This window comes from Acididesulfobacillus acetoxydans (assembly GCF_902729405.1).
Taxonomy (GTDB): Bacteria; Bacillota; Desulfitobacteriia; order Desulfitobacteriales; family Desulfitobacteriaceae; genus Acididesulfobacillus; species Acididesulfobacillus acetoxydans.
This window is the reverse complement of sequence record NZ_LR746496.1, coordinates 1,663,687-1,688,231: the sequence shown is the minus strand read 5'-3', so window position 1 is coordinate 1,688,231 and position 24,545 is coordinate 1,663,687. Positions and strand designations below refer to the sequence as shown.

Annotated in this window: 19 protein-coding genes and 2 pseudogenes; 3 read left to right on the top strand and 18 right to left on the bottom strand. The window is 48.2% G+C overall.

Annotated features, from left to right (window positions below; all coding sequences use genetic code 11):
• Positions 1 to 120: 120 nt before the first annotated feature.
• Both MNU25_RS07445 and MNU25_RS07440 read right to left on the bottom strand, forming a co-directional pair.
• Positions 121 to 594: a PTS sugar transporter subunit IIA gene (locus MNU25_RS07445; protein WP_240984482.1), complete on the bottom strand. Its 474-nt coding sequence runs from the start codon at positions 592 to 594 to the stop codon at positions 121 to 123.
• An 85-nt stretch (positions 595 to 679) separates the two neighbouring features.
• A complete protein-coding gene (locus MNU25_RS07440; RefSeq protein ID WP_240984481.1) occupies positions 680 to 3,058 on the bottom strand; it encodes a sigma 54-interacting transcriptional regulator in 2,379 nt (792 codons plus the stop codon).
• A gap of 194 nt (positions 3,059 to 3,252) precedes the next feature.
• Between MNU25_RS07440 and MNU25_RS07435 the strand changes: the two are divergent.
• Positions 3,253 to 4,383, top strand: a pseudogene (locus MNU25_RS07435) (ISNCY family transposase); the annotation flags it as partial.
• Positions 4,384 to 4,402: 19 nt separating this feature from the next.
• On the opposite strand, the gene MNU25_RS07430 reads toward MNU25_RS07435, so the two are convergent.
• The 8 genes and pseudogenes from MNU25_RS07430 to MNU25_RS07395 all read right to left on the bottom strand — a co-directional run bounded on the left by MNU25_RS07430 (position 4,403) and on the right by MNU25_RS07395 (position 17,360).
• Positions 4,403 to 6,058 (bottom strand): IS1634 family transposase, encoded by a 1,656-nt coding sequence (locus tag MNU25_RS07430; protein ID WP_240984480.1) that lies wholly within the window; start codon positions 6,056 to 6,058, stop codon positions 4,403 to 4,405.
• Between the two features lie 185 nt (positions 6,059 to 6,243).
• Positions 6,244 to 7,164 (bottom strand): annotated as a pseudogene (locus tag MNU25_RS07425) (IS1634 family transposase); the annotation flags it as partial.
• 318 nt (positions 7,165 to 7,482) lie between these two features.
• Positions 7,483 to 8,787: an MFS transporter gene (locus tag MNU25_RS07420; RefSeq protein ID WP_240984478.1), complete on the bottom strand. Its 1,305-nt coding sequence runs from the start codon at positions 8,785 to 8,787 to the stop codon at positions 7,483 to 7,485.
• A gap of 260 nt (positions 8,788 to 9,047) precedes the next feature.
• Positions 9,048 to 10,553 (bottom strand): aminotransferase-like domain-containing protein, encoded by a 1,506-nt coding sequence (locus MNU25_RS07415; protein WP_240984477.1) that lies wholly within the window; start codon positions 10,551 to 10,553, stop codon positions 9,048 to 9,050.
• A gap of 308 nt (positions 10,554 to 10,861) precedes the next feature.
• Positions 10,862 to 12,571 carry a hydantoinase B/oxoprolinase family protein gene (locus MNU25_RS07410; protein WP_240984476.1) on the bottom strand — a complete coding sequence of 570 codons (1,710 nt, stop codon included), beginning with the start codon at positions 12,569 to 12,571 and terminating at the stop codon, positions 10,862 to 10,864.
• Positions 12,572 to 12,596: 25 nt separating this feature from the next.
• Positions 12,597 to 14,642 carry a hydantoinase/oxoprolinase family protein gene (locus MNU25_RS07405; RefSeq protein WP_240984475.1) on the bottom strand — a complete coding sequence of 682 codons (2,046 nt, stop codon included), beginning with the start codon at positions 14,640 to 14,642 and terminating at the stop codon, positions 12,597 to 12,599.
• Positions 14,643 to 14,656: 14 nt separating this feature from the next.
• Positions 14,657 to 15,940: a phosphopyruvate hydratase gene (gene eno, locus MNU25_RS07400; protein ID WP_240984474.1), complete on the bottom strand. Its 1,284-nt coding sequence runs from the start codon at positions 15,938 to 15,940 to the stop codon at positions 14,657 to 14,659.
• 16 nt (positions 15,941 to 15,956) lie between these two features.
• A complete protein-coding gene (locus MNU25_RS07395; RefSeq protein ID WP_240984473.1) occupies positions 15,957 to 17,360 on the bottom strand; it encodes a glycerate kinase type-2 family protein in 1,404 nt (467 codons plus the stop codon).
• Positions 17,361 to 17,512: 152 nt separating this feature from the next.
• Here MNU25_RS07395 and MNU25_RS20470 point away from each other — a divergent pair, with 152 nt between their 5' ends.
• The gene (locus MNU25_RS20470) at positions 17,513 to 17,803 is read left to right on the top strand and encodes a helix-turn-helix domain-containing protein (RefSeq protein WP_372503607.1); all 291 of its coding nucleotides are present in this window, start codon (positions 17,513 to 17,515) and stop codon (positions 17,801 to 17,803) included.
• Between the two features lie 108 nt (positions 17,804 to 17,911).
• Here the strand turns inward: MNU25_RS20470 and MNU25_RS20115 are convergent, their stop codons facing one another.
• The 8 genes from MNU25_RS20115 to MNU25_RS07365 form a co-directional block, all read right to left on the bottom strand.
• The gene (locus tag MNU25_RS20115) at positions 17,912 to 18,043 is read right to left on the bottom strand and encodes a hypothetical protein (RefSeq protein WP_261487096.1); all 132 of its coding nucleotides are present in this window, start codon (positions 18,041 to 18,043) and stop codon (positions 17,912 to 17,914) included.
• Entirely contained in the window at positions 18,021 to 18,233 is a 213-nt protein-coding gene (locus tag MNU25_RS20465; protein ID WP_372503606.1) for a helix-turn-helix domain-containing protein, read from the bottom strand. Before MNU25_RS20465 ends, MNU25_RS20115 begins: the two co-directional genes overlap by 23 nt.
• 31 nt (positions 18,234 to 18,264) lie before the next feature.
• Complete coding sequence (locus MNU25_RS07390; protein ID WP_240984472.1) at positions 18,265 to 18,591, bottom strand: DUF5658 family protein; 327 nt, start codon at positions 18,589 to 18,591, stop codon at positions 18,265 to 18,267.
• Between the two features lie 286 nt (positions 18,592 to 18,877).
• Positions 18,878 to 20,596 carry an IS1634 family transposase gene (locus MNU25_RS07385; RefSeq protein ID WP_240984471.1) on the bottom strand — a complete coding sequence of 573 codons (1,719 nt, stop codon included), beginning with the start codon at positions 20,594 to 20,596 and terminating at the stop codon, positions 18,878 to 18,880.
• A 497-nt stretch (positions 20,597 to 21,093) separates the two neighbouring features.
• Positions 21,094 to 21,180: a YjbQ family protein gene (locus MNU25_RS07380; protein ID WP_240986765.1), complete on the bottom strand. Its 87-nt coding sequence runs from the start codon at positions 21,178 to 21,180 to the stop codon at positions 21,094 to 21,096.
• A gap of 111 nt (positions 21,181 to 21,291) precedes the next feature.
• On the bottom strand, positions 21,292 to 21,888 hold the full coding sequence (locus MNU25_RS07375) for a hypothetical protein (protein ID WP_240984470.1): 597 nt from the start codon (positions 21,886 to 21,888) through the stop codon (positions 21,292 to 21,294).
• Positions 21,889 to 22,068, bottom strand: coding sequence for a hypothetical protein (locus MNU25_RS07370; protein ID WP_240984469.1), 180 nt, complete (start codon positions 22,066 to 22,068; stop codon positions 21,889 to 21,891).
• A gap of 935 nt (positions 22,069 to 23,003) precedes the next feature.
• Positions 23,004 to 23,252 (bottom strand): hypothetical protein, encoded by a 249-nt coding sequence (locus tag MNU25_RS07365; RefSeq protein ID WP_240984468.1) that lies wholly within the window; start codon positions 23,250 to 23,252, stop codon positions 23,004 to 23,006.
• Positions 23,253 to 23,977: 725 nt separating this feature from the next.
• On the opposite strand from MNU25_RS07365, the gene MNU25_RS07360 reads away from it, so the two are divergent.
• Positions 23,978 to 24,427, top strand: a complete 450-nt coding sequence (locus MNU25_RS07360) for a hypothetical protein (RefSeq protein ID WP_240984467.1) — start codon at positions 23,978 to 23,980, stop codon at positions 24,425 to 24,427.
• Positions 24,428 to 24,545: the final 118 nt, after the last annotated feature.

The following is a 24,545-nucleotide window of genomic DNA, read 5'->3' as shown; positions in this document are numbered from 1 at the left end:
GCTTGTACTGTTTACCATACTACTTGGAGTGATTGTTTTGTTAAGGTTTATGGCGTTCTCACTTAGAGTACCAAAAATTCATTAGACATTGGAGTACATACGATTAGGTCCTCTAAGCTTTTAAGTAATCTCTTGCTTTAAGATCTCCAGCGTTTCAGAAATATCTTGGGCTTTTTTAATCTTGAAAAGAATCTCTGACTTGCACAGAATATTCATGACCTTTTTTAACACATCTATTTGATTCTCTGGTTTATCTATAGCCAAGAGGAAGATCAGTTCCGCGCTAACATCGTTTACCCCATTTCCCATCTCTTTGAAAATAATCGGTTTATCTAGGTTAGCAATCAAAATGCCTGGTTTAAGAACATGAATAGCATCCGTATGAGGAATAGCGACAGGAACCCCATTTGTAAACAATCCCGTAGGAAAAGTCCTTTCCCGGGCTATTACAGCATCTGCAAATGAATCCTTCACATATCCCTTACTTAAAAGTTTGGAAGATAAGTCCATTAATAAATCTTCTTGGTTAGACGCCGTAACATGGGAAAATATTAATTCTGGTTGTAGTAGTGTATAATTTGCATCGGTTTCCATTTTTAGCACCTTCTCACATTAATTCTTATAAACATCGAAGACCATACACTTTCCATCCCAGTCAAGAAGGCAACTTTCGTTAGATTCAGAGATGTAATCTCCTATCGCTCAAAACCTGTAACAGCTCTTCTTTTGACTTGGCTCTATACAATTTCTCTAAGAGTTCAGGCCGGTTAGCCAAATTGCTTAACTCGCGGACGACTTCCACATCGCTTACAGTAAGTGCCAGCATACAGACAATATCTATTGTTAGACCTTCTCCCCAAGGTAAGGGTTCCTTGAGAACGGCTACAGCCACACCTGACCGACGCACCAAAGTCGGATCTGCAGCATGGGGTACAGCAAAATGCGGGCTAAAAATTGCGGGGCCAAAGGCTTCACGTTTAATAACGCTTTCCAGGTAACCGGCACTCGCATAACCATGGCTTATCATTAGGTCTGCCATAATCTTCAATATTTTTTCTTTGCTCTCTACCGATATCCGAGGGAGAAGCAAGGCAGTGTCAAGTATCCTCTTAAGCCTGGGAATCATTGACTTTGAGGTTTCTGTATCACCTATTAGTAGGCGCAAGCGGACAGTACCTGGGCCAGCAAGTACTTCCTCAAAGGGAATAAACGGCACCCCGGGCAAACCTGGGTCTACAGTACCTACGACGGCTGCTAAATCATACCGTTCACTGACCCGACTTAGAGCTTCTGGAGATATTAGGCCTTCCGTAAGGATCAGTAAATCCGGAATGGCCTTCTGGATGAGGTCTTTGATCCTTAATGCTGTACCTTCACCGGTAATACACACAGCCAGTATGCCCCTCGGAGAGGACCGATTGGCAATGGGTGTTAAAGACTTAATTCCCGGTAAACCTGTGACGATCTCATCAAGACTGGCTCTAGGCAACATGGCCCGTCGCACAGCATCAATTACCGCAAGCGTATCTGTGCGCTCAATTACCCTGGTTGCAATACCTGTGGTTTCCGTTATTAACGATCCGAAGGAGACTAAAGATCCCATATCGGCTAGGATTAAAACTCCTCTTCCTTCATCAGAATCCAACACGACCTGGCGAGCCCGGGCCAGAGCAGCTTCCGGGGATTCGTCCAAAGCCATTTCTACAGCTCGGGCGTGATTCACACCTAATAAGCGGTTAGCAACTTCAGCCATAGCCCCTGCTACTTTCCCGTGGCTGAGAACTACTACGCCCACCCTCGGCTGACCGTTTTCCTTTCCTCCATAGACAGAGTGCAAATAGATAGCCACATAATCGATTTCTTCACGGGGTAATTCCAAGGCTAACTCTTTTTCCGCAGCCGCGACCATCTTTTTCGCAGTCTCCAGCTCCCTAATGTAATCCTGTGACGGCAACTGGAAACCGGGCAGGGAACGCCCCTCTTTGATACGGTCTATGGTGGCAGCAAGATGTGTCGCGAGACAGTAGAGGAGACGTTCATCCACCGCTCCCAAATTATCTTTAGCTACGGTAACCATGGATGTTGCCGCACGTACAACTTGACTGTCAACTATTGTAGTTAAGTTTGCTTGAGGTTCTTCCCAAGTGTCAATCTTTAAGTGCTGAACAAAAGCATTGAGCCTTTCTTCCAAATCATCATAGAGCACTTTATCAATGTTCTCCTGTTTTAATCCTTTGGCTACCAACTCACCATAACGGTGCTCAATATATTCATAAATCTCATTGGGCATGACATAAATGTCTTTTACCAGTGGCTTAATAGGTTGTTCACCAGGATTTATCTCTTGATCTCCCAGGACCAGTCCATCCAATTCTCGACGTTTCTCGAAAGTCCTCAGCAGACCGCTGGCCACATGCGACGGAAGACTATGAACCCCAATGCTCATTATCCGGTCGCCTTTGCTGACAATAGGAACATAAGACCGGGCACAAGTAACTTGAACATCTCCCATTAACCCCCCCAAGTTACCCTGGCATTCATACAGCAGGAATGCCCTAAGCGCATCTGCCTTTATCCTAATTGGCATACCGATTCGGGTGGCTTCTTCGGCGAGAACTTTCTGAAGGAACTCCATGCGCTCGGCTATCGGTCTTTGCTTAAGGGATGGTAAATAGATGACCATAGGTATCCGCCGTCTAAATGGTAATAGTAAGGACGAATCGATATCCTCTGTAGTCGCCGCGACGATCATGACCTGAGCTTTGCGTGGCAAGTCTGATTCTCCCAAACGATGAAAAGTTCCGTGGTCAATTAGTTGGTACAGTATCTCCTGGCCGTTGGGCGGCAGGCAGTGCACTTCGTCTAGAAAAAGCATACTTCCGTCAGCCTGTTCTACTAAACCGGCTTTATCGTAATTGGCCCCGGTATAAGCACCCTTAGCCACACCAAACAATTGGGAAATCAAAAGCTGCGGGTTTTCCCTATAATCAGCACAATTAAAGAGAATAAACCTACCACGCATTGTTATTCGACCATTGGCCTGTGCAAATTCAAACATGGCCTTATCTAGATTGCCCTGAAAAACTAAGCAAACTCTGTGCAAAAATCCCTCGAAACAAAAAGGAATTCACTAGGATTTTGTGGAAATTTAGAAGTGACCAAACAACGAAACTCCACAACCACCCTTTAGAGAATTCCTCGTTCCTGTGGTTCTCCAAAGGGACATGAAAATCCTTTTTTGGGGGGCAAAAAATGTTACGACTTCGCAACGAACAGCTTACAATTTGGGACTCCATTTTGCCGAAGGAAGTGCTGGAACTAAGCCCAGAACTCAAGACGGTTGATCGTCTCTTGGATGATGAGCGATTTATGGAGCCCTTTCTCTCTCACTGGAATATTCGTATTGGCCGACCAACTGTTCCGGTGGAAACTTATCTCCGTCTAATGTTTCTCAAATTCTGTTATGGATTTGGCTATGAAACACTTGTTAGCGAAGTCAGTGACAGTATCAAATGGCGGCGGTTCTGCCGCGTTGATCTCGATGCCTTAGTGCCGCACAGTACGACATTGATCAAGCTGAGCCAGAAATACGGGGACGAAATCATTGAGGATCTGAACAAAAAACTTGTTACTAAGGCGAGTCAGGAACAGATGACACGGAACCGGCGGCTGCGTACGGACACTACAGTAACCGAATCCAATGTTCACTACCCAACGGATGCCCATCTGCTGGCGGATGCAGTAAAAACCATAACCCGACAGGCGAACCGCCTTTGCGATCAAGTGAGTGGCACAGTTCCTAAGATGAGGAATCGTTTTCGTTCAACGAAAAAACGGATACTGGAAATCGGCAAGACCTTGAAACGGCGAAGCCATGAGGCGGTACAGGAGGTTCGCAACATCACGGATAAGCTTGTGGATAAAGCGATTGAGACGATTTCCGATGCCCATCGGATAATGGATAAAGTTGAAGAGACTTGGGGCGAGCAAATAAGCCCAGCTCTAAAAAATACGATCGAGAAATTGGACAAGCTCATTCATACCACGGACAAGATTGTCAATCAAACGCTTCAGGTGAACAGCGGAAAAACACACATCCCGCAACGGGTAATTAGCCTCTATGATCCTGACGCGAGGCCTATCCAGAAGGGCAAGTTGAAGAGCCCGACGGAATTTGGCTATAAGACCGAAATCACAGAGAATGAAGACCGTCTGGTTACGGATTACAAAATCCATATAGGCAACCCCAGCGATGAAAGTTTGCTCTTGGGCACCGTGAGACGCCACATCGAAAACACTGGGCGGATCCCTTACTCGCTTTCGACAGTCCGTAGACACGGGAAGTGCCTCAAACCCTTATGGCATCTGGGCTTCAGGCACTTGTGGATAACGTACCGTGTACCTACACTTTTTGTCCCTTGGGAAGCGAAATATCCCATATTCTCGGGGGTTCCGGCAATTTGAGTGCTGAAAAAATACCCGTTTGCTCTTGGGTTAATTCTGTCCTTTGAAAGACTTTCCCGTCCGTCGATTCCCACTCGACGAGATAAATTTTCCCCAGTTCGAAACGAAGGTTGGCCCAGGTTTGTTGAGTCTCTACTTCTGCCAGGCGTACCAGGAGCAAAGCCAGCCAACACAGCAGGACATGGGCACAGATCCGATCGTCTTTTCGGTGGTAAACAGGCCGTAGCTCCAGAGTCGTTTTGAGCGTGCGAAAAGCCCGCTCCACTTCCCAAAGCTGTTTGAAGCCCAAGGTGATATCCTCTATGGAGAGGGTGTCATCCGAGGTGCGGATAAGGTATTTCCCGTCCAGCCTTTCCGCGGCTTTGACCGCTTTCTGGTTAATCCTAAGGTTGCCTTTAGCATCGATTTGCAAATATCGCTTGTAGACGATATGGCTGTAGAGGGCACAGTGGGCTTTGGTGTGCGCTTCTCCGTCCAGCTCCTTCAGCTTCGCGAGCTTCTGCTTCAGCTTCTCCAGGTGCTTGGTGCGGGTATGGGCATCACGCTTGGCTTCCGCAGGGTTACGGACCAGAACGTAGCGGATGCGGGCCTCTCCGTGGCCGACAACGACTTCTTTCGCCTCCAGATTCTCTTGAAGCGTGCGAAACCTTCCGGGATGGGAGAGGGCCTCCTCGACTTCGGGCTTACCGGCTCTAAGACGTTCTCCAGCGATGTAGTGGCCCCCGGTCCTTTGCAGAATCCGCAAGTTTTCCTCGGAGGAAAAACCCCTATCCATCACACTCACGACCCGCCCCAACTTCCAACCCGCCAGATCCCGCTTCACTTCCGGGATAACCGACATATCGGAGGTATTGCCGGGCCAGACCCAAGAGCGAATCGGGATCCCGTCCCGTGTGACCGCCAGGCCGATCACAATTTGGGGCAAATCGGGCCGGCTGTCCTTTGAGTGACCCAGCGCCTTTAAGTCCTGTTCCTCATCGTCCCACGCGTCCATTTCAAAGTAAGTCGAGGTGGTATCGAAGAACAGGAGATCGACTTCAAGATAGAACAAGTCCGCTACGGCATAAAACACCTCTCGCTCAACGTCTTCCTGGGATTCCAAGAGGAAATCCATCGCGCGATAGCAGTGCTGAACCTCCACGTTCGCAAGGCCGGGAATGACTACCTTTTCGGGCACCCATTTCTCCAATTGCAGCTTGCTCAAAGGTGCCAAAGCCCGGTTAGCCACCATCGCGAACAGAGCGCGTTCCACCTCCGTGCGATACTCGCGCTCTTTCAAGCGGCGCTTCAAAATGCTATCGATTCCGAGTTTCCGCCAGAGCTGATCCAGAAACCAGGCACCGCCCAGCGGGCGACAGGAGAGGAGCTCCGGTTTCGGGGCCTCCACCGGATCGAGCGGTTCCCCGAGGAAACGCCGGATACTGCGTTCCAGCCGGCGAAGGGACTCCATATCCAACCGATCCAAACGTCCGAAATTAAAAAGGACATTCGCCTGCGGAGAGCCGGTTTCCGGATTACGAACGTTATGAGCTAACTGAACGTACTTAACCACACTATTATCTTTGTTCTTACGAGACGTCACACGTATATACATGCCTACATTTTACCACAAGTCAGACATACCTTCAAGTATTAATAAGGGCTATCCACAGCTTATCCACATAATCGTGTGCCTACACATTTTCACTGTTTTTGCCTGTGGATAAGCCCTGAAACCCGCATGAATAAAGGCATCCATTTTTTAACGGATGCCTAAATCCACGAAAAACTGTCGAAGCCGAGTTCGGGCTTACCGGCTCTAAGACGTTCTCCAGCGATGTAGTGGCCCCCGGTCCTTTGCAGAATCCGCAAGTTTTCCTCGGAGGAAAAACCCCTATCCATCACACTCACGACCCGCCCCAACTTCCAACCCGCCAGATCCCGCTTGACTTCCGGGATAACCGACATATCGGAGGTATTGTCGGGCCAGACCCAAGAGCGAATCGGGATCCCGTCCCGTGTGACCGCCAGGCCGATCACAATTTGGGGCAAATCGGGCCGGCTGTCCTTCGAGTGACCCAGCGCCTTTAAGTCCTGTTCCTCATCGTCCCACGCGTCCATTTCAAAGTAAGTCGAAGTGGTATCGAAGAACAGGAGGTCGACTTCAAGATGGAACAAGTCCGCTACGGCATAAAACACCTCTCGCTCAACGTCTTCTTGGGATTCCAAGAGGAAATCCATCGCGCGATAGCAGTGCTGAACCTCCACGTTCGCAAGGCCGGGAATGACTACCTTTTCGGGCACCCATTTCTCCAATTGCAGCTTGCTCAAAGGTGCCAAAGCCCGGTTAGCCACCATCGCGAACAGAGCGCGTTCCACCTCCGTGCGATACTCGCGCTCTTTCAAGCGGCGCTTCAAAATGCTATCGATTCCGAGTTTCCGCCAGAGCTGATCCAGAAACCAGGCACCGCCCAGCGGGCGACAGGAGAGGAACTCCGGTTTCGGGGCCTCCACCGGATCGAGCGGTTCCCCAAGGAAACGCCGGATACTGCGTTCCAGCCGGCGAAGGGACTCCATATCCAACCGATCCAAGCGTCCGAAATTAAAAAGGACATTCGCCTGCGGAGAGCCGGTTTTCGGATTACGAACGTTATGAGCTAACTGAACGTACTTAACCACACTATTATCTTTGTTCTTACGAGACGTCACACGTATATACATGCCTACATTTTACCACAAGTCAGACATACCTTCAAGTATTAATAAGGGATTTCCACGGCTTATCCATATAACCGTGTGCCTACACATTTTCTCTGTTTTTGCCTGTGGATAAGCCCTGAAACCCGCATGAATAAAGGCATCCATTTTTTAACGGATGCCTAAATCCACGAAAAACTGTCGAAGCCGAGTTAAAGAGATCGCTACTAGGTACAGTGGTTCCTTTTATGAGCGCAAAAGAAAAACGGCCACTATCGTGGCCTCAATTGGAGTGAGCAACGGATAGCATTTTGGCACCCGTTGGCTTGAGCGAATCCACACTTACCCTTTTATCTTCAATTCGATAGGTTTATTGATGTCCCCAACCAACAGTAGATATGATAATATCCCAATCAGGAAAACAATACTTGCCACCACGAAGCCAGTATTATAAGAACCGGTAGCGTCTATTAGCACCCCAGTTACTATAGGCGCAAGAATGCCAGCGATGTTATTTATGAAGTTAATAAAGCCGCCCAGACTTCCCACCATGCCCTTAGGCGCTATTAATCCTGAAATCGCCCACACAACAGGGCTGGTGCATGTAATTCCACCAACCGCAAGTGATAGAAATACCACCACGATATTTGGATTAGAAGTAAGCGTTATCAGTCCCATACTGATGGCGCTGATTACCGTTCCCACTATGAATACCGACCGGCGCACATTGTTTGGATTATAGCCCTTCCGGACAAAATAATCGACCGTAATCCCTCCAATAAAAAAATCGGTGATCGTCGCTACCAGCCAAGGAATTGCCAGATATATGGCGCCCTTAGCCAGCGTCATATGGAGTGCCTTAGTAATATAAGAAGGCATCCACGTAAGTAACATGTAGAAAATATATCCCGCAGATGCCTTTGCTATGGCTAAGCCCCAGGCTCTACTGCTACCCATCATCAAGCCTATATTTGACAGCAGCTGGCTATCTCTTCCCTCCTCCTGAGCACCGCCTCTCCTGATGTATTCATATTCTTCCTTGGTCAACTTTTTTGATTCACTGGGATCCCGGTAGAGAATCCAGAAAAAGACGGCATACACCAAGTTTACGACGCCCGTACTCCAAAAGGCACCTCGCCATCCCCACTTAATGATAGCCACCGAAACCAAGAGGGCGCCAACAGCGTTGCCAAACATAGATGCCCCATCAAAACACGATGTAGCCAAACCCCGTTCTTGTTTCGGGAACCAGTAACTAGTACCTTTGGAAGCAGCCGAAAAAGAAGGGGCCTCGCAAACACCGAGCAGCAACCGCATCACCCAGATTCCAGCATAACCAGTGATAAAACCCGTGCCAATCGACGTTATCCCCCACAAGGTTATGCAGACTCGTTGCATCCATTTAACCCCAATCTTGTCTAAGATCGCGGCCATTGGCACCTGAAAGATCGCATAAGACCATGAAAAGGCGGAAAACAAGAAACCCAATTTAGTGGCGCTCCATCCATACTTAGTAGCCATCATTGCCCCGGCAACTGAGATGTTAAACCGATCAAGGTAGCTTATAAGAAGCCCTAAACCAATCAACATCGCCATACCCCAACGCACATTACCTACTTTTTGAGTTTTCTGCTCCATTACTACCATCCTTTCTCTCCTGATAAGTTATCCCCCATGTTTGGTACACCCTAGCTATTCGATCTCTTTCGTTGTGTGGGATAGACCCCGTGGTCTACGGCAATCTCTGCGATACTCCTTTCTTCCTTAAGAATTTCCATCATAACTCTTTTTTTTTAAACTCATGCGTGTGTCTGGATTTTCCAATGAATGAAATGCTGCAACCCATGTGCGCGCTGCGGACCTTTAGGCCCCTGTACTCCGCAAAGGAATGATTCAGCCAGGGCGCACTAAGACTCAACCACTTCCTGAACAGCCCTACACAATCTCTTAGTTCCTTCAATTACCTCTCTTTCGGTTATATCGAACAGGGTCACTCTTATATGATTTTCACCCGGAGTTCCGGAAAGAAAAAACATATCACCAGGCATGAAAACAACTTTGTGATGGGTCGCGACAGCTAAAAGCTGCTCGGCGTTGACCGACTCGGGAAGGACACACCAGACATGGTAGCCTCCTAGGGGAGGAATACACCTGATCAAATTCTGGCCATATTTTTTGATTGTGTCGGCAAATGCCTGGCAGTTTTGACGGCATTGTTTCCGGACTTCGTATAAATATCTTTCCATATTCCCCGTGCGGCAAAAATCGTCGGCAATCCACTGGAGGATGCTGGTGGTATAGTCTCGGTCCATTCTTTTAAGCCTGGCGATCCTGGATATTACCGCTTTGGGGCCGGCTATCCAGCCCAGTTGCATATCGAGCGGCAAACTCCGCGGGAATGAGCCAATATAAAGGACATAATCCTTAAAGTCCATTGATATTATCGGATCAGGCGGCGACCGATCATGATAAAGATCATAATAGGGATCATACTCGACAAGCGGTACTCCAAATTTGTAAGCATTATCCAGTATCGACTGGCGGGTTTCATGATCCAACGTCCTGCCAGTAGGGTTTAAATAGGTCGGCCTAATCAAAAAAAACTTGGCGTAGTTCCGGCGGAGCACTTCCGAAAAATGTTCAGAATAATAGTTATTTTGCCCGTTGTTCAGCATGGGAATTGTCGCCACCCGCGCCTCATGGCGGGAAAAAATCCGGATAAAAGACATAAAAGTCGGTTCATCGGTAATGACCGTGTCGTTTGATCTTATTAAAAGTCTGGCAACTAAATCAAGGGCGTGGGGCGAGTTTCTTGTTATCACAATCTGATCCTGAGTGACGGAAACATTGCGCTTTCTCATGATTTTCACAACGCATTCGCGCAGGGAGGAAAACCCTTCAACAGGGCCTTTTTGAAACAACTTCGCCGTTTTGGCTGTCGCTACCCGGGAAAACGACTCAATGAGCAGATTGGGGATGCTACCGTCTTTTGGCGTAATATCTTTGACAAAAGAAATAATTTCGCTATCTTTGACGAGTTTCCGAATTCGGGAGAGGATTTGTTCATCTGTCGTAATTTTTCGGGAAAGATCAATCGGTGAAACTGCTTCCAATGTATCACGCCAATTAAAAACCTCATCGGGATCCGGAACTTTCCGTGCCGCACTGCCGCCAAACTCACGAACGACTGTACCTCTGCCAACCTTTGCCTCTAAATAACCTTCCGCTTCCAGTTCTTTATAAGCGTTGACAATGGTGCTTCTATTAACCCCCAAGGAAATGGCAAACTCTCGCTCAGATGGCAGCCTATATCCTTCGGGTATTTCATTATCAAGAATTTGCTGTTTAATTTGTTGAAACATTTGTAGATAAATCGGCGTTTTTGAGCTTCTTTCAATGTTTACTTTTATCATGCTTTCACCTCTATTGCACCCAATTGTAAATATTATGAACTTACCAGTTAAATACTATCGATAGCCGCCGAGCTAGTACTGTCGTCGTGCTGGCCTGTACGAGATTTCCTCAGAAATTCATCCTCGAAGCCACCGCGCCCGAGAGCCGACCGCCCACATCACTACAAGTTGTCCAATTAAATTCTCCGCTTTAAAAGCAAACTGGGTTTAGTGCGCGCAAAAATTTCAGACCGTAAAACCCCTTCCATTCTTTGAATTATACGTTGACTGACGGTTGGAATATTATCTCACCTTGAAGATCAAAAACTTTATTCACTAAAAATTTTGATGGCGGACAATTCTGCCTCAGTCAGGCCATAGTCTTCAATAGCGCTGCTCCGCGAAATCATTCCCTGCTCAAGATCAAGAACAATCAGTTCCCGGCTCCGCTCCCTGGCGTCTCCGTATCCGCCGGAGCCGGGAGTCTGGCAACTCAGAATAGTACCCGGAGCAAGCAACGTATTCGATTTTTTTGAGTCTAGAATTATGGGATCCGCTGAATCCGGATTGATAACGATTTTCCCCGCTGCCCCGGTTTTGCCGCCCTCAAGTCCCCACGGGGGGAGTTTTTGGCGGTCGGCTTTCACCGAGAATATGCACTGATGATCCAAGATCCTGATGTCTTTACGAATCCCGAGGCCTCCGCGGTATTTCCCGGCCCCGCCGGAATCGGTGATCATCTTGTACTGCTCGACCATGAGCGGATACTCGCTCTCCAGACTTTCAATGGGTAGATTCGAAGTATTGGTCATATGCACCTGGACGGCGTCTAGACCGTCTTTATTGAACCGGGCCCCGGACCCGCCGGCCACGGTTTCGAGGTAAATATAGAATTTGTTGGTCTTGGGATTCTCGCCTCCAAAAACAATGGAGGTAATGGCGCTGTTGCAGCCTGCCACTACACGCTTTGGAACTACTTGGGCCATCGCGCCGAAAATGACGTCCACAACCCGCTGCGCCGTGTCGGTCCTTCCCGCCACGGCGGCAGGATCCTTGCAAGCGACGAGCGTCCCCGGCTCGACCTTGTACTTGATGGCCCGATAGTATCCCCCATTGGAAGGTAAAGAAGGCTCGACAATACATTTCAGACTATAATAAATACAGGCAAGCAGGGCGGTCTCGGTCAGATTCAATGCCCCTTTGACCTGCGGGCAGTTCTTGGTGAAATCGAGGAATATCTCGGTATCCCGGATTTCAAGCTTGACGTGGATCGGCACCGGCGCGCTGCCCCTACCGTCGGAGTCAAGGTAGTCGGTAAATTCAAACGTCCCATTCGGTATCTGGGATATAGCTTGGCGGATTTTGCGCTCCGAATAGTTCAGCAATTCTTTCATGTAAGCGGTCAGCGTCGTCTTGCCGAACTTTTTACAGGCTTCCTGCACGCGCTGGATTCCTTTACGGTTGCAGGCGAACTGGGCATGAAGGTCGCCGCGGCGAATCTCGTTGATCCGGCAGTTGAGCAGGATCAGCCGCAGAATATCGTCGTCAAGCTGGCCTTTTCTGAAGATTTTTACCGGTGGAATCCTTATGCCTTCCTCATAGATTGTCTCCGAATCGGCGGCATTGCTTCCGGGAACCCGGCCGCCCACATCATTGTGATGGGCAATATTGATAACATAGGCTACCACCTCATTTTCCCAGAAGACCGGCGAGGCAATCGCGATGTCGGGCAGATGAGTTCCCCCGCCGTTATAGGGATCGTTAGCGATGAACATATCTCCCTCATGAATGTCCTCTGGGGCGTAATTTTTGCGGATATCCCGGACCATGCCGAGCAGCGAACCCAGATGCATAGGGATATGTTCAGCCTGAGCGATGGTATTACCTTCGGCGTCAAAAATGGCGCACGAGCAATCTTTACGCTCTTTGATGTTGGTCGAGTAAGCCGATTTTACCAGGACTGCCCCCATTTCCTCGGCAATCGACATGAAAGTATTTTCGATAATCTCGAGTAACACGCCATCAAATTTTATACTCACGGTGTTCACTCCTTAACGATACTTATCAAACCGTAACGATGATGTTGCCGTAACAATCGACTTTAAAATGGGTATTGGGGGGAATGACCGTGGTGGAATCCATCTGCTCAATAATGCAGGGCCCTTGCACGCGATCGATCTGGCCGATTTTATAGCGGTCATATACCGGACAGTCAATAGTCCCCGTCTCGGCAAAATAAACCTCCCTGGTTTCGATCAGGGCCTTTTTAATGTTATCCGTCATCTTTTCGATTGTAGCAAGGTTCGGCTTGGCGACAATGCCGATCGCCTCGGTCCGGAAATTGACAAATTGCACCGGAGCGGTAGGATTGAAATATCCGTAGTTCTTCTCATGCTCTTTAAAGAATTTGGTTTTAAGCTCCTCGAAATCACTCTGGCTGATTGCGCCGGACCGAACACTGACTTGAAGTTCGTAATTCTGACCGATGTAGCGCATTTCAACGATATTATTAAACTTGCGGTTGGCTTCCGGCACGTTCTCGGACGCAAGCCAAGCATTACCCTGTTTGATAAGCGGTTTGAAAATGCTGTTGAGAAGTTCCGGACCAGCTTCATCGTATTTTGAAAGCCAAGTCTTGACATAGCTCTTTTTGATATCGGCCGTTAACAGGCCGAATGCGCAAAGAACTCCCGGGGCCGACGGAATGAGCACTGTTTTGATGCCCATATCCTGGGCCAGGTGAACCGCATGCAAAGGACCGGCGCCGCCATAGGCTACCAACGTAAAATCAGACGGATTGTAGCCGCGTTCGACGGTGATGACGCGGATTGCCCGGGACATATTCGAGTTGACGACGCGGATAATGCCCTGAGCCGCTTCCTCTACCGACATCCCAAGCTTTCCGGCGACTTTTTCCCGGATTGCTTTTTCGGCGTATTTCGCCTTGATTTGCATCCGCCCACCCAGAAAATGCTTGGGGTTTATGCGCCCGAGCACCAGATTGGCGTCGGTAACTACGGGATTATCCCCGCCCAAGCCGTAGCAAGCCGGGCCAGGTACCGACCCGGCGCTTTCCGGACCAACCTTGAGGGCTCCCGCGCTGTCAACCCGGGCAATGCTTCCCCCGCCAGCCCCGACGGCATGAACATCGATCATCGGCACACCCGACGGCAAACCGCAAACCTTGCGTTTGGTCGTATATTCGGCCGTCCCGTTGTTCACCAGCGAAACGTCCGTGCTGGTGCCGCCCATGTCATAAGTGATAATGTTTTTAAATCCCGCGGACTCGGCCACATAAATCGCTCCGACAACACCTGCGCTCGGACCGGACAACGCGGTCTGGACCGGCGTCTCCACCGTGGAGCTGATCGACATTACCCCGCCGTTGGACTGGGTGATATACGGTTCAACCGTGACACCCACTTCTTTAACCCGTTCTTGCATGTTGTCGATATATATTTTCATCTTCGGACCAAGATAGGAGTTTATTACCGTCGTGCTCAGCCGCTCAAACTCCCTAAACTCGGGAAGAATAGCTGACGATAGTGAATAGTAAACTTCCGGCCAGACTTGTTTGATGCAGTCTTCAACTGCTTTTTCATTTTCACTGTTGAGAAATGAAAACAAAAAACAAACTGCCAGCGATTCGACACCTTCCTGCTTTATTTTCTCTAAAGCCGCAATAATTTCTTTCGGTTCAATGGCTTTTGCGACACTGCCGTCGGATCTGACGCGCTCGTTTAACTCGCGCCTGAGCGACCGCTTCACCAAGGTTTCTGGTTTCTCCTCAAATAAATTATAAAGACTGGGCCGTGTCTGACGCCCGATCTCCAGGATATCCCTAAAGCCACGCGTAGTAAGTAGCGCCGTTTTGGCCCCTTTTCGCTCGATAATTATATTAGTGGCCACCGTCGTGCCATGGCCAAAATAGTTAACATCTCTCGCCGAAATATTATAAAGCTCCAGAATCTCCTTCGTCCCGTTCATAATCGCCACTGACTGGTCGTGCGGCGTCGATGACAGTTTGTAGGTATAATACTTTCCGGTATCAGCATTCAAAAGTGTTACATCGGTAAAGGTACCGCCCACGTCTATTCCAATCCTATACATTACATATACCCCCCTTAGTCAAGCCGAAATTCCGCAATAATAGCCCCGATATCGGCCAACGTCCTGGGGCCGGTCAGTGTTTCCTCAATCCGCAGCAGCTGGTTCATTGAGTTAATCCTTTCACCGCTCCGCGGCGCACCTACTTTTACCAATGGCGCTTTTATGCCGACAGCTATTTCCCGGATCGGATCATCGACTGCACCGCCGGCCCGGCCGGAAGGAATAACGGTAAAACCTCGTTCGCTGGCATAGACTTTAGTTACCAGTGCTTCCGTCAACGAGCCGACCTGATTAGGTTTTAAAATAATGCCGTTACCCGCATGCATTTTTATTCCGGTCTTTACTCTTTCGATGTTGGTAGTAAACAGGTCGTCCCCCACGACCAATGTCGGATATAACTGTTCTGTGGCAAGTGCAAAACCGGCAAAATCATCTTCTTGAAGAATATCTTCCACAAATAACAGAGGGTATTTTTTTGATAACTCTTTTATAACATTTATGATGTCTTCCCGAGTTACAAACTGCTCCATAAATCTGTATTTATTTCTAGTTTCGTCGTATATTTCACTGGCCGCGCAATCAAGCGCAAAAACTATCTTGTCAAGATACCCTGCTGCTTCCGCCGCTGTGCTCAAAATATCTAGCACGGCTGCAGGATCTTGTACGGGAGCGCCATAACCGGAATAATTGCCAGTATTAACAAGGCCCCCTTTTTTCCGAATAATATCAGGCAGTATATAAAACACTTCCACGGCTATCTGCATCGCCTCCCGGAAGGTTTGTGCTTTCCAAGGAACAATCATAAATTCCTGAAAATCCAGTCTGCTTGCTCCGTAAGACCCTCCGTTGATCATATTAAACGTAGGAACAGGAATAGTTACTTCCTTACCCTTCGCCAGGTATCGATAAAGCGGGAGGTTATTACTACAAGCGGCTGCCCTGGCTACAGCTATCGACGTACTATAAATCGTATTGCCGCCTAGTCTCGCTTTGTTTTTTGTCCCGTCAAGGGCGATTATCGTATTATCGATAAGTTCTTGTTCGTTTACGTCCATACCGATGATTGCCGGCGCTACGATTTCCTGGATGTTTTTGATAGCGCGGGAAACACCAAGCCCGCCGAAGGAAGAGATATCCATATCACGAAGTACAACGGCCTCATGTTTCCCCACCGATGTGCCGGTAGGGGACGAACCCCGTCCCATGGCCCCGTTATCGGTAACGATATCAACCTCCAGCATCGGCCGCCCTTTGGTGTCAAATATCTGCCGAGGTACAACATTTTTGATACGACTCATCGTGAATCCAACTCCCTTATGCCTCTCTCTTATTGGGGATATACAAAACATTCAAATCACAGACATTTGTCCCAGTTGTTCCTGTGTATAAGCAGTCTCCAAGCCCATCAAAGAACGAATGAGACGAATGCTCTAGCGTCGCTTTGTACATATCCAAGCCTATCGACCTAGCCCGCGCGGCCGTTTTAGCATCGGCAATCGCACCAGCCGCATCCGTCGGTCCGTCGGTGCCATCAGTATCCAGCGCTCCAAGACATACTCCCTCAACCAGCTCCGCCTTGAGTGCAAACCCCAGCGCCAATTCCTGCGAGGGACCACCCTTGCCACACTTTTCATTTTTTTCTATTTTGGTCGTAGTCTCTCCCGCCAGCAATAACACGCACGGAGTTGCCAGCGGACGATGGTTGGTCTGTATTTCTCGGGCAACGCTCGCTAAAAATATTCCGGCTTCCCTACTCTCTCCTTCAAGATAAGTTGTCAGCGTCATTGACGGAATTCCCATTTCCCGCGCGACCGCAGCTGCAACTTCACAGGAATCAGGGACTTTATCAAGGACGAAATGCGAAACCCTCCCCTCTAATTCTTTAGGTGTCTCATGCGACTCATCTTCTGCCTCAAGATAGTCCATGATTGCCTTTGGTACTTCGGCCGCGAGCCTGTACTTCTTGATTGTATTTAAAGCATCTTTGATTGTTGTCTGGTCACGCGCTACAGGAGTGCCCTGAAAAAAACAGGGACGGCTCCGATCGGCGGTCGGCTTTGCCCCTACGCTATCACTGATGATAAAGTTGATCAGCTCAGCCCGCTTGGCGAGAATTTTTTCTGCCAGCCGCCCCCCGTTGACCTGGGAAATATGCCGCCGCACCGCATTAATTTCATTAATATTTGCCCCGCATTTCAACAACAGATCGGTTACTTTCAGCTCTTCTTCAAGACTGATGCTTTGTACGGGGCAACTCATCAACGCCGAACTCCCGCCACTGATGACGCTGATAAACAGATCATTGGCGTCAGCTTGTTCAACCAGCTCCAAAATAGCTTCGGCCGCTTTGAGGCCCTCCTCGTTCGGTAGCGGATGTCCGCCGCAGACCACCTCGCAATATTTAAACTTTTCTGTTGGCTCCAGAACTTTTACAATAATAATTCCTTTGGTAATTCTATCGCCCAAAATGTCTTCAACCGCCCGGGCCATCGAGTTGCATGCTTTGCCCGCGCCGAGAAGAAATATTCTTTTCTTCTCCTGCAAATTGATCTTTTTTGTTCCGATCTGCAGGACGTCCCCGTCTAGCTTTGCGATATCTTTAATCCGATTGTAGGAATCCATTCTCTGTAGCACTTGTTCCAAAATAGATAAAACCATCCGCCTCGATTCGACGTCACCACGAGCGAGTAATTCCTTAGCGTTTCTTATTTTCTTCAAGACGAGATGCCCCTTTTCTTAATTACATAGAAGGTGAATCCAAAAGCACAGGATTATTGTCGACTTCAATTATTTAAAATATAGCCGAACGGAAATCAATTAACAACAGCCATTAGCAAGACATATCAGACCATCCAATTGGATGGTCTGATATGCATCAGCCAACAATAGATACCTTAGCCAGGCTTGCAAAAGCTCTTTCTGTGCCATTACCCCCCTGGTTAGGCGGATTTGACAGTTTGCCGGAAAGAACCTTTGCGGAGAAGGTACATAAAATACGCTTATGTATGGGGATGACCAAACGAAGCTTCGCAAAGCATCTGGGCGTAGACGAACAAACTGTCCGGCACTGGGAGTTGAATGACCAAAATCCATCACGCAGATCTATCGCTCTCATTGAGAATAAGTCAATCTGGGAGCATAGAGACACCCAGCCGGAGTGACAGAATCGTAACCCGCCGCAAGCCCAGAAGTTGTTCACCCAAATGCCGATCTTGGCTTCCCGTTGTGCTTTCGGGGTCTCCTCTTTTTGGGGAGAACAGGTTATACGGTTACTCATCCTCTTCGTATGTTACCTCTTCGCTCGTAACGTCCTTCGTGCCACCACCAAAATATTCGCCACGTGACTCCAGCCAGTCGATGAAGTCGTCGAGCCACTGATCATGGCTCAGGTCGGTTTCCACGCAGCCACACTTCTTCCAGAGGCACGTCGAGCACCACTGCCAGCTTCGCGAGAAGTGCAATACTGCCCGGCTTCCCGCACTCCAGATCGCAGATGTGATTCGCGGTTGTCCCGACCAGTTTAGCCAGTTCTGCCTGGGAGAGGCCCTTGTCCCCACGTAGTCGTGCCAATAATTGACCGACGCTGTCCATAAGTTTCCTAGATTCCTTCCCCGGTGTTCCATTATCCCCCGCGCAGAATCCACTGGGCATGAGTCACGAGGACCACGCCATATGCCAACACCCCTATAACCACCAGCCGAGAAACCAATGCGTGCGGCCTGTTTCCTATCCGCCACAGCAGGACCCCCAGGAGGACCGGCAGTGCCAGCTTGACCGCCATGAACGCCACGACGTTTTGGTCGATCAACCATCGCATCAAGGGGTTGGCTTCCTCGATTGCGCCAAGACGAAGCCCCCAGAGCGTTAGCGCGCCGTCAAGAAGGGTGAGAACGGCCAGGGTTGCTGGGAGTAGCAGGGATGTTCTGTTGTGGGGTGGAGAAAAGCCCATATTACTACTATCCCCTCCATAGGAACTTTCGTCACATTCTCGCCGGGTCGGATTAAGTCCGGCCCGTTTTTGTTAACTTTTAAATGTTTATTGAATAGTTCATTGAACATTTACGTCGAAGCCGAGATTCATTCTCATTACTTAACCCACAACACAGCCTTATTCCACACTGTGCTTGGTTGCATATTTATCCCCGACTTCGGCCATCCCCCCCCAAACAAGCCCAAGCCATGTAGGCAACATTTAGCGTTTAGATAAGTACCTAAAATCCCGTCGATAATTATACCTACACGGGTTCTTTAACATTAAACGCTTTGTAGATAGTGCTTTGATTTTTAGTAAGCGGGAACAGGATTCGTGTTCCATTTACTACTTGGATGCGTAATTTAGATAAGGTGATGAGCAATTTCTTCATGGTCATCTTTTTGTAAAGATCCTTTTCCAGCATGACCTTGTGGATATGTGCGGCAAGTATGAGTGCGATAAAACCAATGAAGATCTTGTTCTGCATAATACCGTCCTTATGTACCCTTAATCTTCCAAGGTCTAGACTATTTTTTAAGCGAAGGAAGCCCTTTTCCACAACATCTTTTTCCCGGTATATTCGGAGAGCTGCTTTAGCGTTGGCCACATCATTCGTTATGAGGATCATCCAACCGGCTGTCTCCAGCTCCTGTCTGATGGCCTCCTCTTTAATGCTGACGGTATAGCCTGAGGGAGATTTCTCCGAGTTGCGGATGAGAAGGTATTTGCTATATTCTTCTTCCTGCAGGTGAGCTGCAGGATGGGCCTCTGCCCGTTCTTTCAGAAGTGCGACATGCGCATAAAGGTTCTCGCGAAGCTTCATCGCCTTCATGGCGTTATAGTAAACATGCGTATAAATCTTATGGTCTTTGTTCCACGCTCTAAGTTTGGTGACCCCGCGAACAGAATCTTCCCCTAAAACCATTGTGTTCTGAAGGCTGTCAATATCTTTGCGTTCGCTTTCCACCTGCTTTTTCGCAAAGCCGGAGGTGAAGGGAACCGAGATGACGAAGCGTAGTTTGGCCGCATCATTCAACATGGCGTTTACATTTTTGGTACTGAAGAAACCCTTGTCCATCACAATCAGGGTGGGTTTACCTTTCGATAAGGCATTCATTTTGGACAAGGTAGTTTTCAACGTTGAGACATCCTTGAGGCTGCCGCTGTACGCGGTCTGATAGATAGGAAGCCCTGATTTTTCCCCCATCAGCATGCAAAGGTTGATTTGGGGAAGCGCTTCCTTGTCCCGGTTGTATCCCCATTCAACGTCTTCAATCAAGTTAGAATAGGAGGAGACAGAGGTGATGTCGAGGGCAAGGTATTCCTGTTCACTCCGGCACTGGCACCATTCCTGATAAAAAGCCTCTCTTGAGTCTGGGCTTATGGCCGCCAACAATTCACTGATGCGTTGCGACGACATGCTGCCGACCGGAAGGCATTCGGTACTGTTAATCCAATCCTCACAATAAAGAAACGGATCTCCGGAGGAAATAAGGTAACAGGCCAGATTGAATACCTCTTGCCAGTAATTCGGTAAGGCTCTCTCCAGAGCCCTGAGCAATCCAATGCTTTGCGCAATGCTCTGAAAGAGATAAAAGGCTCCATAATCCTTGATGGATGAACGCTGGATCTCCTCAATAGAAAAGGTCATGTTGGTTGCTGGTATTTCAATGGGAGTTCCTTGTTCAGCCATACGGGCCAGGTATTCAGGCTTATACACCGGATTTCCGGTTATGGGATTAATTTTGCCGATAGGGACACGTTTGTTTCTCGGCTTGCCGTCGGCATTGCGAAAAGAAACTGACTCGTAAAGATAAATCTTATCCCCAACCTTTTGCCTAATGATGGAAGTCACGGTAACCCCTCCCCTCGCTTGTAGGTATAAATTATTATACCTACAAGCGAGGGGGAATACAAGGGAAAAACAATAAACTTCAAGAGATTCTGCAACAAACAAGCTTGAAAGCAGGCTATTTTCCAACTAAATTGGCTAAATGAAATCAAAAGTCCTGTAGGTATAATTTTTGCCGGGAATCAAGGATAAGTATTTTAAATAATCTTCCACTTCACTGTTATTTGGTAACTTAGCTGTAAAATCATAATTATAATTGTTGCTGTAGTAAACCCGATAACTATCTTTCCTTTTAACATATGACCAAACCCCAGGACGCCAAATTGATTGGATTTTTGTTTCTTCTTCCAACTGTTTAATTAAACCTTTTAGTCCGCTAAGGTCTATAGAACCTTTTTTCATATGCGCAATATGATTTTTTGATCTTCAATATGACGTTAAATCATTTTAATAAATTCCTTTATAAACATTTCAACTAAAGTCTGGGCAGTAAATATCCCTTTCACCTCTTTACGCTTAACCCCATCACTCCCAAACAACTTAAATCCAAATCCGTCCAGCCTAACTTGTTTCCGCACGCGAACTCCCCTCTCTCATTCGTTGATACCTTCAATCACCTCACAGGTTTACATCAGCATTCTCACGCAACAGATACGCAAACGTGGACCATCAAACTCACAAAAGTAAATCCCCTGCCACTGGTCCAGGAGCAATTTTCCGCAACTCCTCTCAGTTCCCCTTTGCTAAGTCAAGGTACACCCTTTCCCAATCTGGGGACGGGCAGGCGATTAGTCACCCATGTCATACTTTGGGACCGTTCCAACTTATCTGAGAAGTGCAGCTCTAAATTGTTCATAATATTCCCGATGGAAATACCAGACATTAGGAGGATAAAGATAATCAAGCAATTTCTCTAACTCCCGGCGACTTTGATAGTACAGAATTCCGCTGAACTGCGAATACTTGGTCGCCCTTTGGACACGCTTAGGAGATATCTCAGCCTGTGAATTCAACACCTCTGTTAGCTGGTCAAGAAAATATCGGTTGCCGTAGATTCTCAAACGGGGGGACCTTCGTTCTTTACCACGTTTTCGGACAGTAAGAGTATCAATGGTGCTATGCAACTCAAAATAGGCGCGGATAAAATCGGCATGTTCCGAAATATCGGGGTACTTTCGCTGATCGCTGATGCGAGACTGCCAACCGTATTGAATCAATTGCCTTAGATCAAATTTAAATATCTTGAGTTTATATTGTGAGCCGGTTCTGGCTTCTCCCGCAAAAACGCTGGTTGAAACATTAAGGGCTTCATGAACCACGTCGAGGAAATACCGGTCATGGTGGCGGATCATGAAATAAGGATATCTGTCCTCGATTGGGCTCCCAATGGACCATAGGATGCGAAGAGCGTATAAGTCCATTTAAGGCTTCCTGTAGACGTTCAGACCGATCTTTATCTCCTCCTTCTCGGGTATTGACACATTGCCTTCGGTCGAGGCAATAATGATGCTCTTCCCTGAAGACGAAGGGCCAAATTCCTTCGAAACATCAACCGTTATGGTCAAAATCTTTCCGTTCAACTTCATTTCACAATTCTTCATTGGGGTGTACCTCCTTGAGTATCCCTGAGTTCATCCAGCGATAGTGGTGGATTCCGACGGTGAATTATCGCATGGCAATTTGGGCAGACTGGCCTCAAATCCTTTATTGGGTCAACCACATACTTCTCGCCAATACTGGCCAGTGGAACAAGATGATGGAAAACTGCTAACCAGATCGTTATCTTTCAAAGCGGAGCAAAACCCTCCGCACTACGTTAACTCAACTTTTCGACATTCCCCCCCATATTCCTGCCAATAACCCAGGAACATTTGGGACCTTCGCACCATTCCGCCCGCAAGCGGCGGGTTCTCTGCATGAAACCTATGCCGGGGCCAACCTGGTTCAATGCTCCCCAACGATCCTTTGGCACCCTCTCCGGGTGGCAAGGCTACCCCCGGTGACCCCACCCCCACGACGTGCGAATTTCCCCGCACCGGGCTCTTCCGGAGGTAGACGGCTGGCAAGGGGTTTGCCGGATTCGCTCCAATGGGGTACCAAAATGGTACCCATTGCTCACTCCAATTGCCCTCGGTCGCGACCGAAACCTCAGAAGACTGTTCACACCCTAATGTAACTTGGCGGACTTAGCTCCTAAACAGGGCGTGTTTTCTATCCCCGAAAACTGAGGGTACTTCTCAATAGTTGTTTATTTCATACTTCATGTTGTAATAAACTTAGCCATCTTTCCTCACCCCCCTGTGCTCGGGCATAGACTTGCCCCGCGCTTCCACTGTTTGGAGTTGGAGGTAAAACATGTATTTCCATGGCAAAACACCGCTACCATCCCCCTTGTCGGGGATAGTTTGGGATGTCCCTACCGTGCTGGCCTTTAAATGAGCAGCAGAATTAGCTTCAATATGAAGGTCTTCAACTTTCCCCATTAGCGATGACTTTAATTTACAATACATACGGAAATGGTGATCTTTTATTCCTCTTAAGTACCGATAGGGTTTAGAGTTTTCACGATTTTATCGTACATTTCTACTATTTTAGGACCATCGTTTCCATCCGGTAGGAGCCCGTACAAGGGATATGGTCTTGCGTCTGAACCCGATCCGTCTAAAATATTGATTCCAATTGAACCGTTGTTCTTTACATTACTGGCAAGTCTGAATGGCAGATTACTTCCAATCTGTAGCTGAAAATCAGGATTCCCGTGCCATGGGAAATCGATCTTTTGCAATATTAGGTCCTCATTGTTCGTAAATGCCGCACCTGGAATTTTAGTCCCCAAGATTAGTTTTAGAAACTTTATTCGATGGAAATTTAAATAGCGTCCATTGTGGTGACGCACTGTATTTGGCGGTTAGCGAACAACTGCCAAAGTCGGCGATTTCAGTTGGATGAAGTTGCCACTTCCTGTATCTGAAGGTTACGCCATAAGATGCCGAGAACTGACGGAGAAGATGATCAGAATGTCAGTCAGTCTGTCGTCGCGTCCCTATAGTGCACGAAGCGGCTTAAGAATGAGAAATTAATGTGTTTAAGTCAGCCTAAAGGCTCTTCCCTAAGGCTGTCCACCGTTCTAACGCATTGGACTCCCTGCAAAAATTTGCTAAGCCGTATAAAAAGCAGGAATATTTTCGCAATAAAAGTAGAAAGCCATCCCTTGTAAGCTTGAACAAGGAGATGGCTTCTTCATCGCTGGCAGCATAGGGAGTCTGGTGTAGTCGCCCCTCTCCCTATGCTTGAAAAATGGTGATGTAGAGTTCCACCATTAAGATGAGAATAACAATTCCTTGCCCTGATGTCCAGAGCTATGAAGAAAATCCCAAAAGTTTTTTACCGCCAAAGGCTACCTGCGTGAATGATCCTTCTCACCGGACCCAGTGGCACGCTTCTTGGAGTCGTGGACTATGTTGGGATCATGTTCACGTAAGAACCCTTTTTATCTTTAATGCCTATTGTGTGGATTGCCGTGAGACCATAAGTTATTGGCCCGAGTTTGTGCTGCCCTACCCGCGGGAGCCGCTGGAAACCTATGAAGAAGTTCTGGTTGAGCACCTGAACGGCGCGAGTTTAAGAGAAAGCAGCGCCAAGATCGCTTACGATCCACGGACCGTGTCCCGTTGGATTCACCTCGCTTTGTCCCAAGCGCTCGTACTCGTTGGGAGGGTCATACCCTGTATTCTCCGCTTGCTGAGTGAAACCATACTACCCCTAAGCGCTTCATCGGACTGGGAAGCGGCCCAACTCCTGATGGCTTGGCTGCGAGCCCTGGCTCAGGGGACCGACTTTCCGCGTTTTGACCGGCTCATGGGTTTATGTAATCTGCACAGTGAGGGAGCATGGGATTTGTGGGGGGGCCCTTTAGGGAACGCAAAATCCAGGGTGAAAGAGACAAGCCCACCCGGCTAGACCGGCTTTTTGGGGGAAATCCCCACAAACCTTGGTTATCGCCAAACGGCCTGACTTGTACCATGATGGTCTCTAGAGGGTAGAACCCTCAGAAATGAACAAGTCAGGAGGAAGAAAA

Excerpts from the sequence above, each read along its gene's own strand:
- eno (WP_240984474.1), bottom strand. The coding sequence starts at position 15,940 with ATGAGTCGTATCAAAAATGTTGTACCTCGGCAGATATTTGACACCAAA.
- MNU25_RS20465 (WP_372503606.1), bottom strand. The coding sequence starts at position 18,233 with ATGGACAGCGTCGGTCAATTATTGGCACGACTACGTGGGGACAAGGGC.
- MNU25_RS07370 (WP_240984469.1), bottom strand. The coding sequence starts at position 22,068 with ATGAAGAATTGTGAAATGAAGTTGAACGGAAAGATTTTGACCATAACG.
- MNU25_RS07390 (WP_240984472.1), bottom strand. The coding sequence starts at position 18,591 with ATGGGCTTTTCTCCACCCCACAACAGAACATCCCTGCTACTCCCAGCA.
- MNU25_RS07445 (WP_240984482.1), bottom strand. The coding sequence starts at position 594 with ATGGAAACCGATGCAAATTATACACTACTACAACCAGAATTAATATTT.
- MNU25_RS07405 (WP_240984475.1), bottom strand. The coding sequence starts at position 14,642 with ATGTATAGGATTGGAATAGACGTGGGCGGTACCTTTACCGATGTAACA.
- MNU25_RS07440 (WP_240984481.1), bottom strand. The coding sequence starts at position 3,058 with ATGTTTGAATTTGCACAGGCCAATGGTCGAATAACAATGCGTGGTAGG.
- MNU25_RS07430 (WP_240984480.1), bottom strand. The coding sequence starts at position 6,058 with ATGTATATACGTGTGACGTCTCGTAAGAACAAAGATAATAGTGTGGTT.
- MNU25_RS20470 (WP_372503607.1), top strand. The coding sequence starts at position 17,513 with ATGCATCAGCCAACAATAGATACCTTAGCCAGGCTTGCAAAAGCTCTT.
- MNU25_RS07375 (WP_240984470.1), bottom strand. The coding sequence starts at position 21,888 with ATGGACTTATACGCTCTTCGCATCCTATGGTCCATTGGGAGCCCAATC.
- MNU25_RS07420 (WP_240984478.1), bottom strand. The coding sequence starts at position 8,787 with ATGGTAGTAATGGAGCAGAAAACTCAAAAAGTAGGTAATGTGCGTTGG.
- MNU25_RS07415 (WP_240984477.1), bottom strand. The coding sequence starts at position 10,553 with ATGATAAAAGTAAACATTGAAAGAAGCTCAAAAACGCCGATTTATCTA.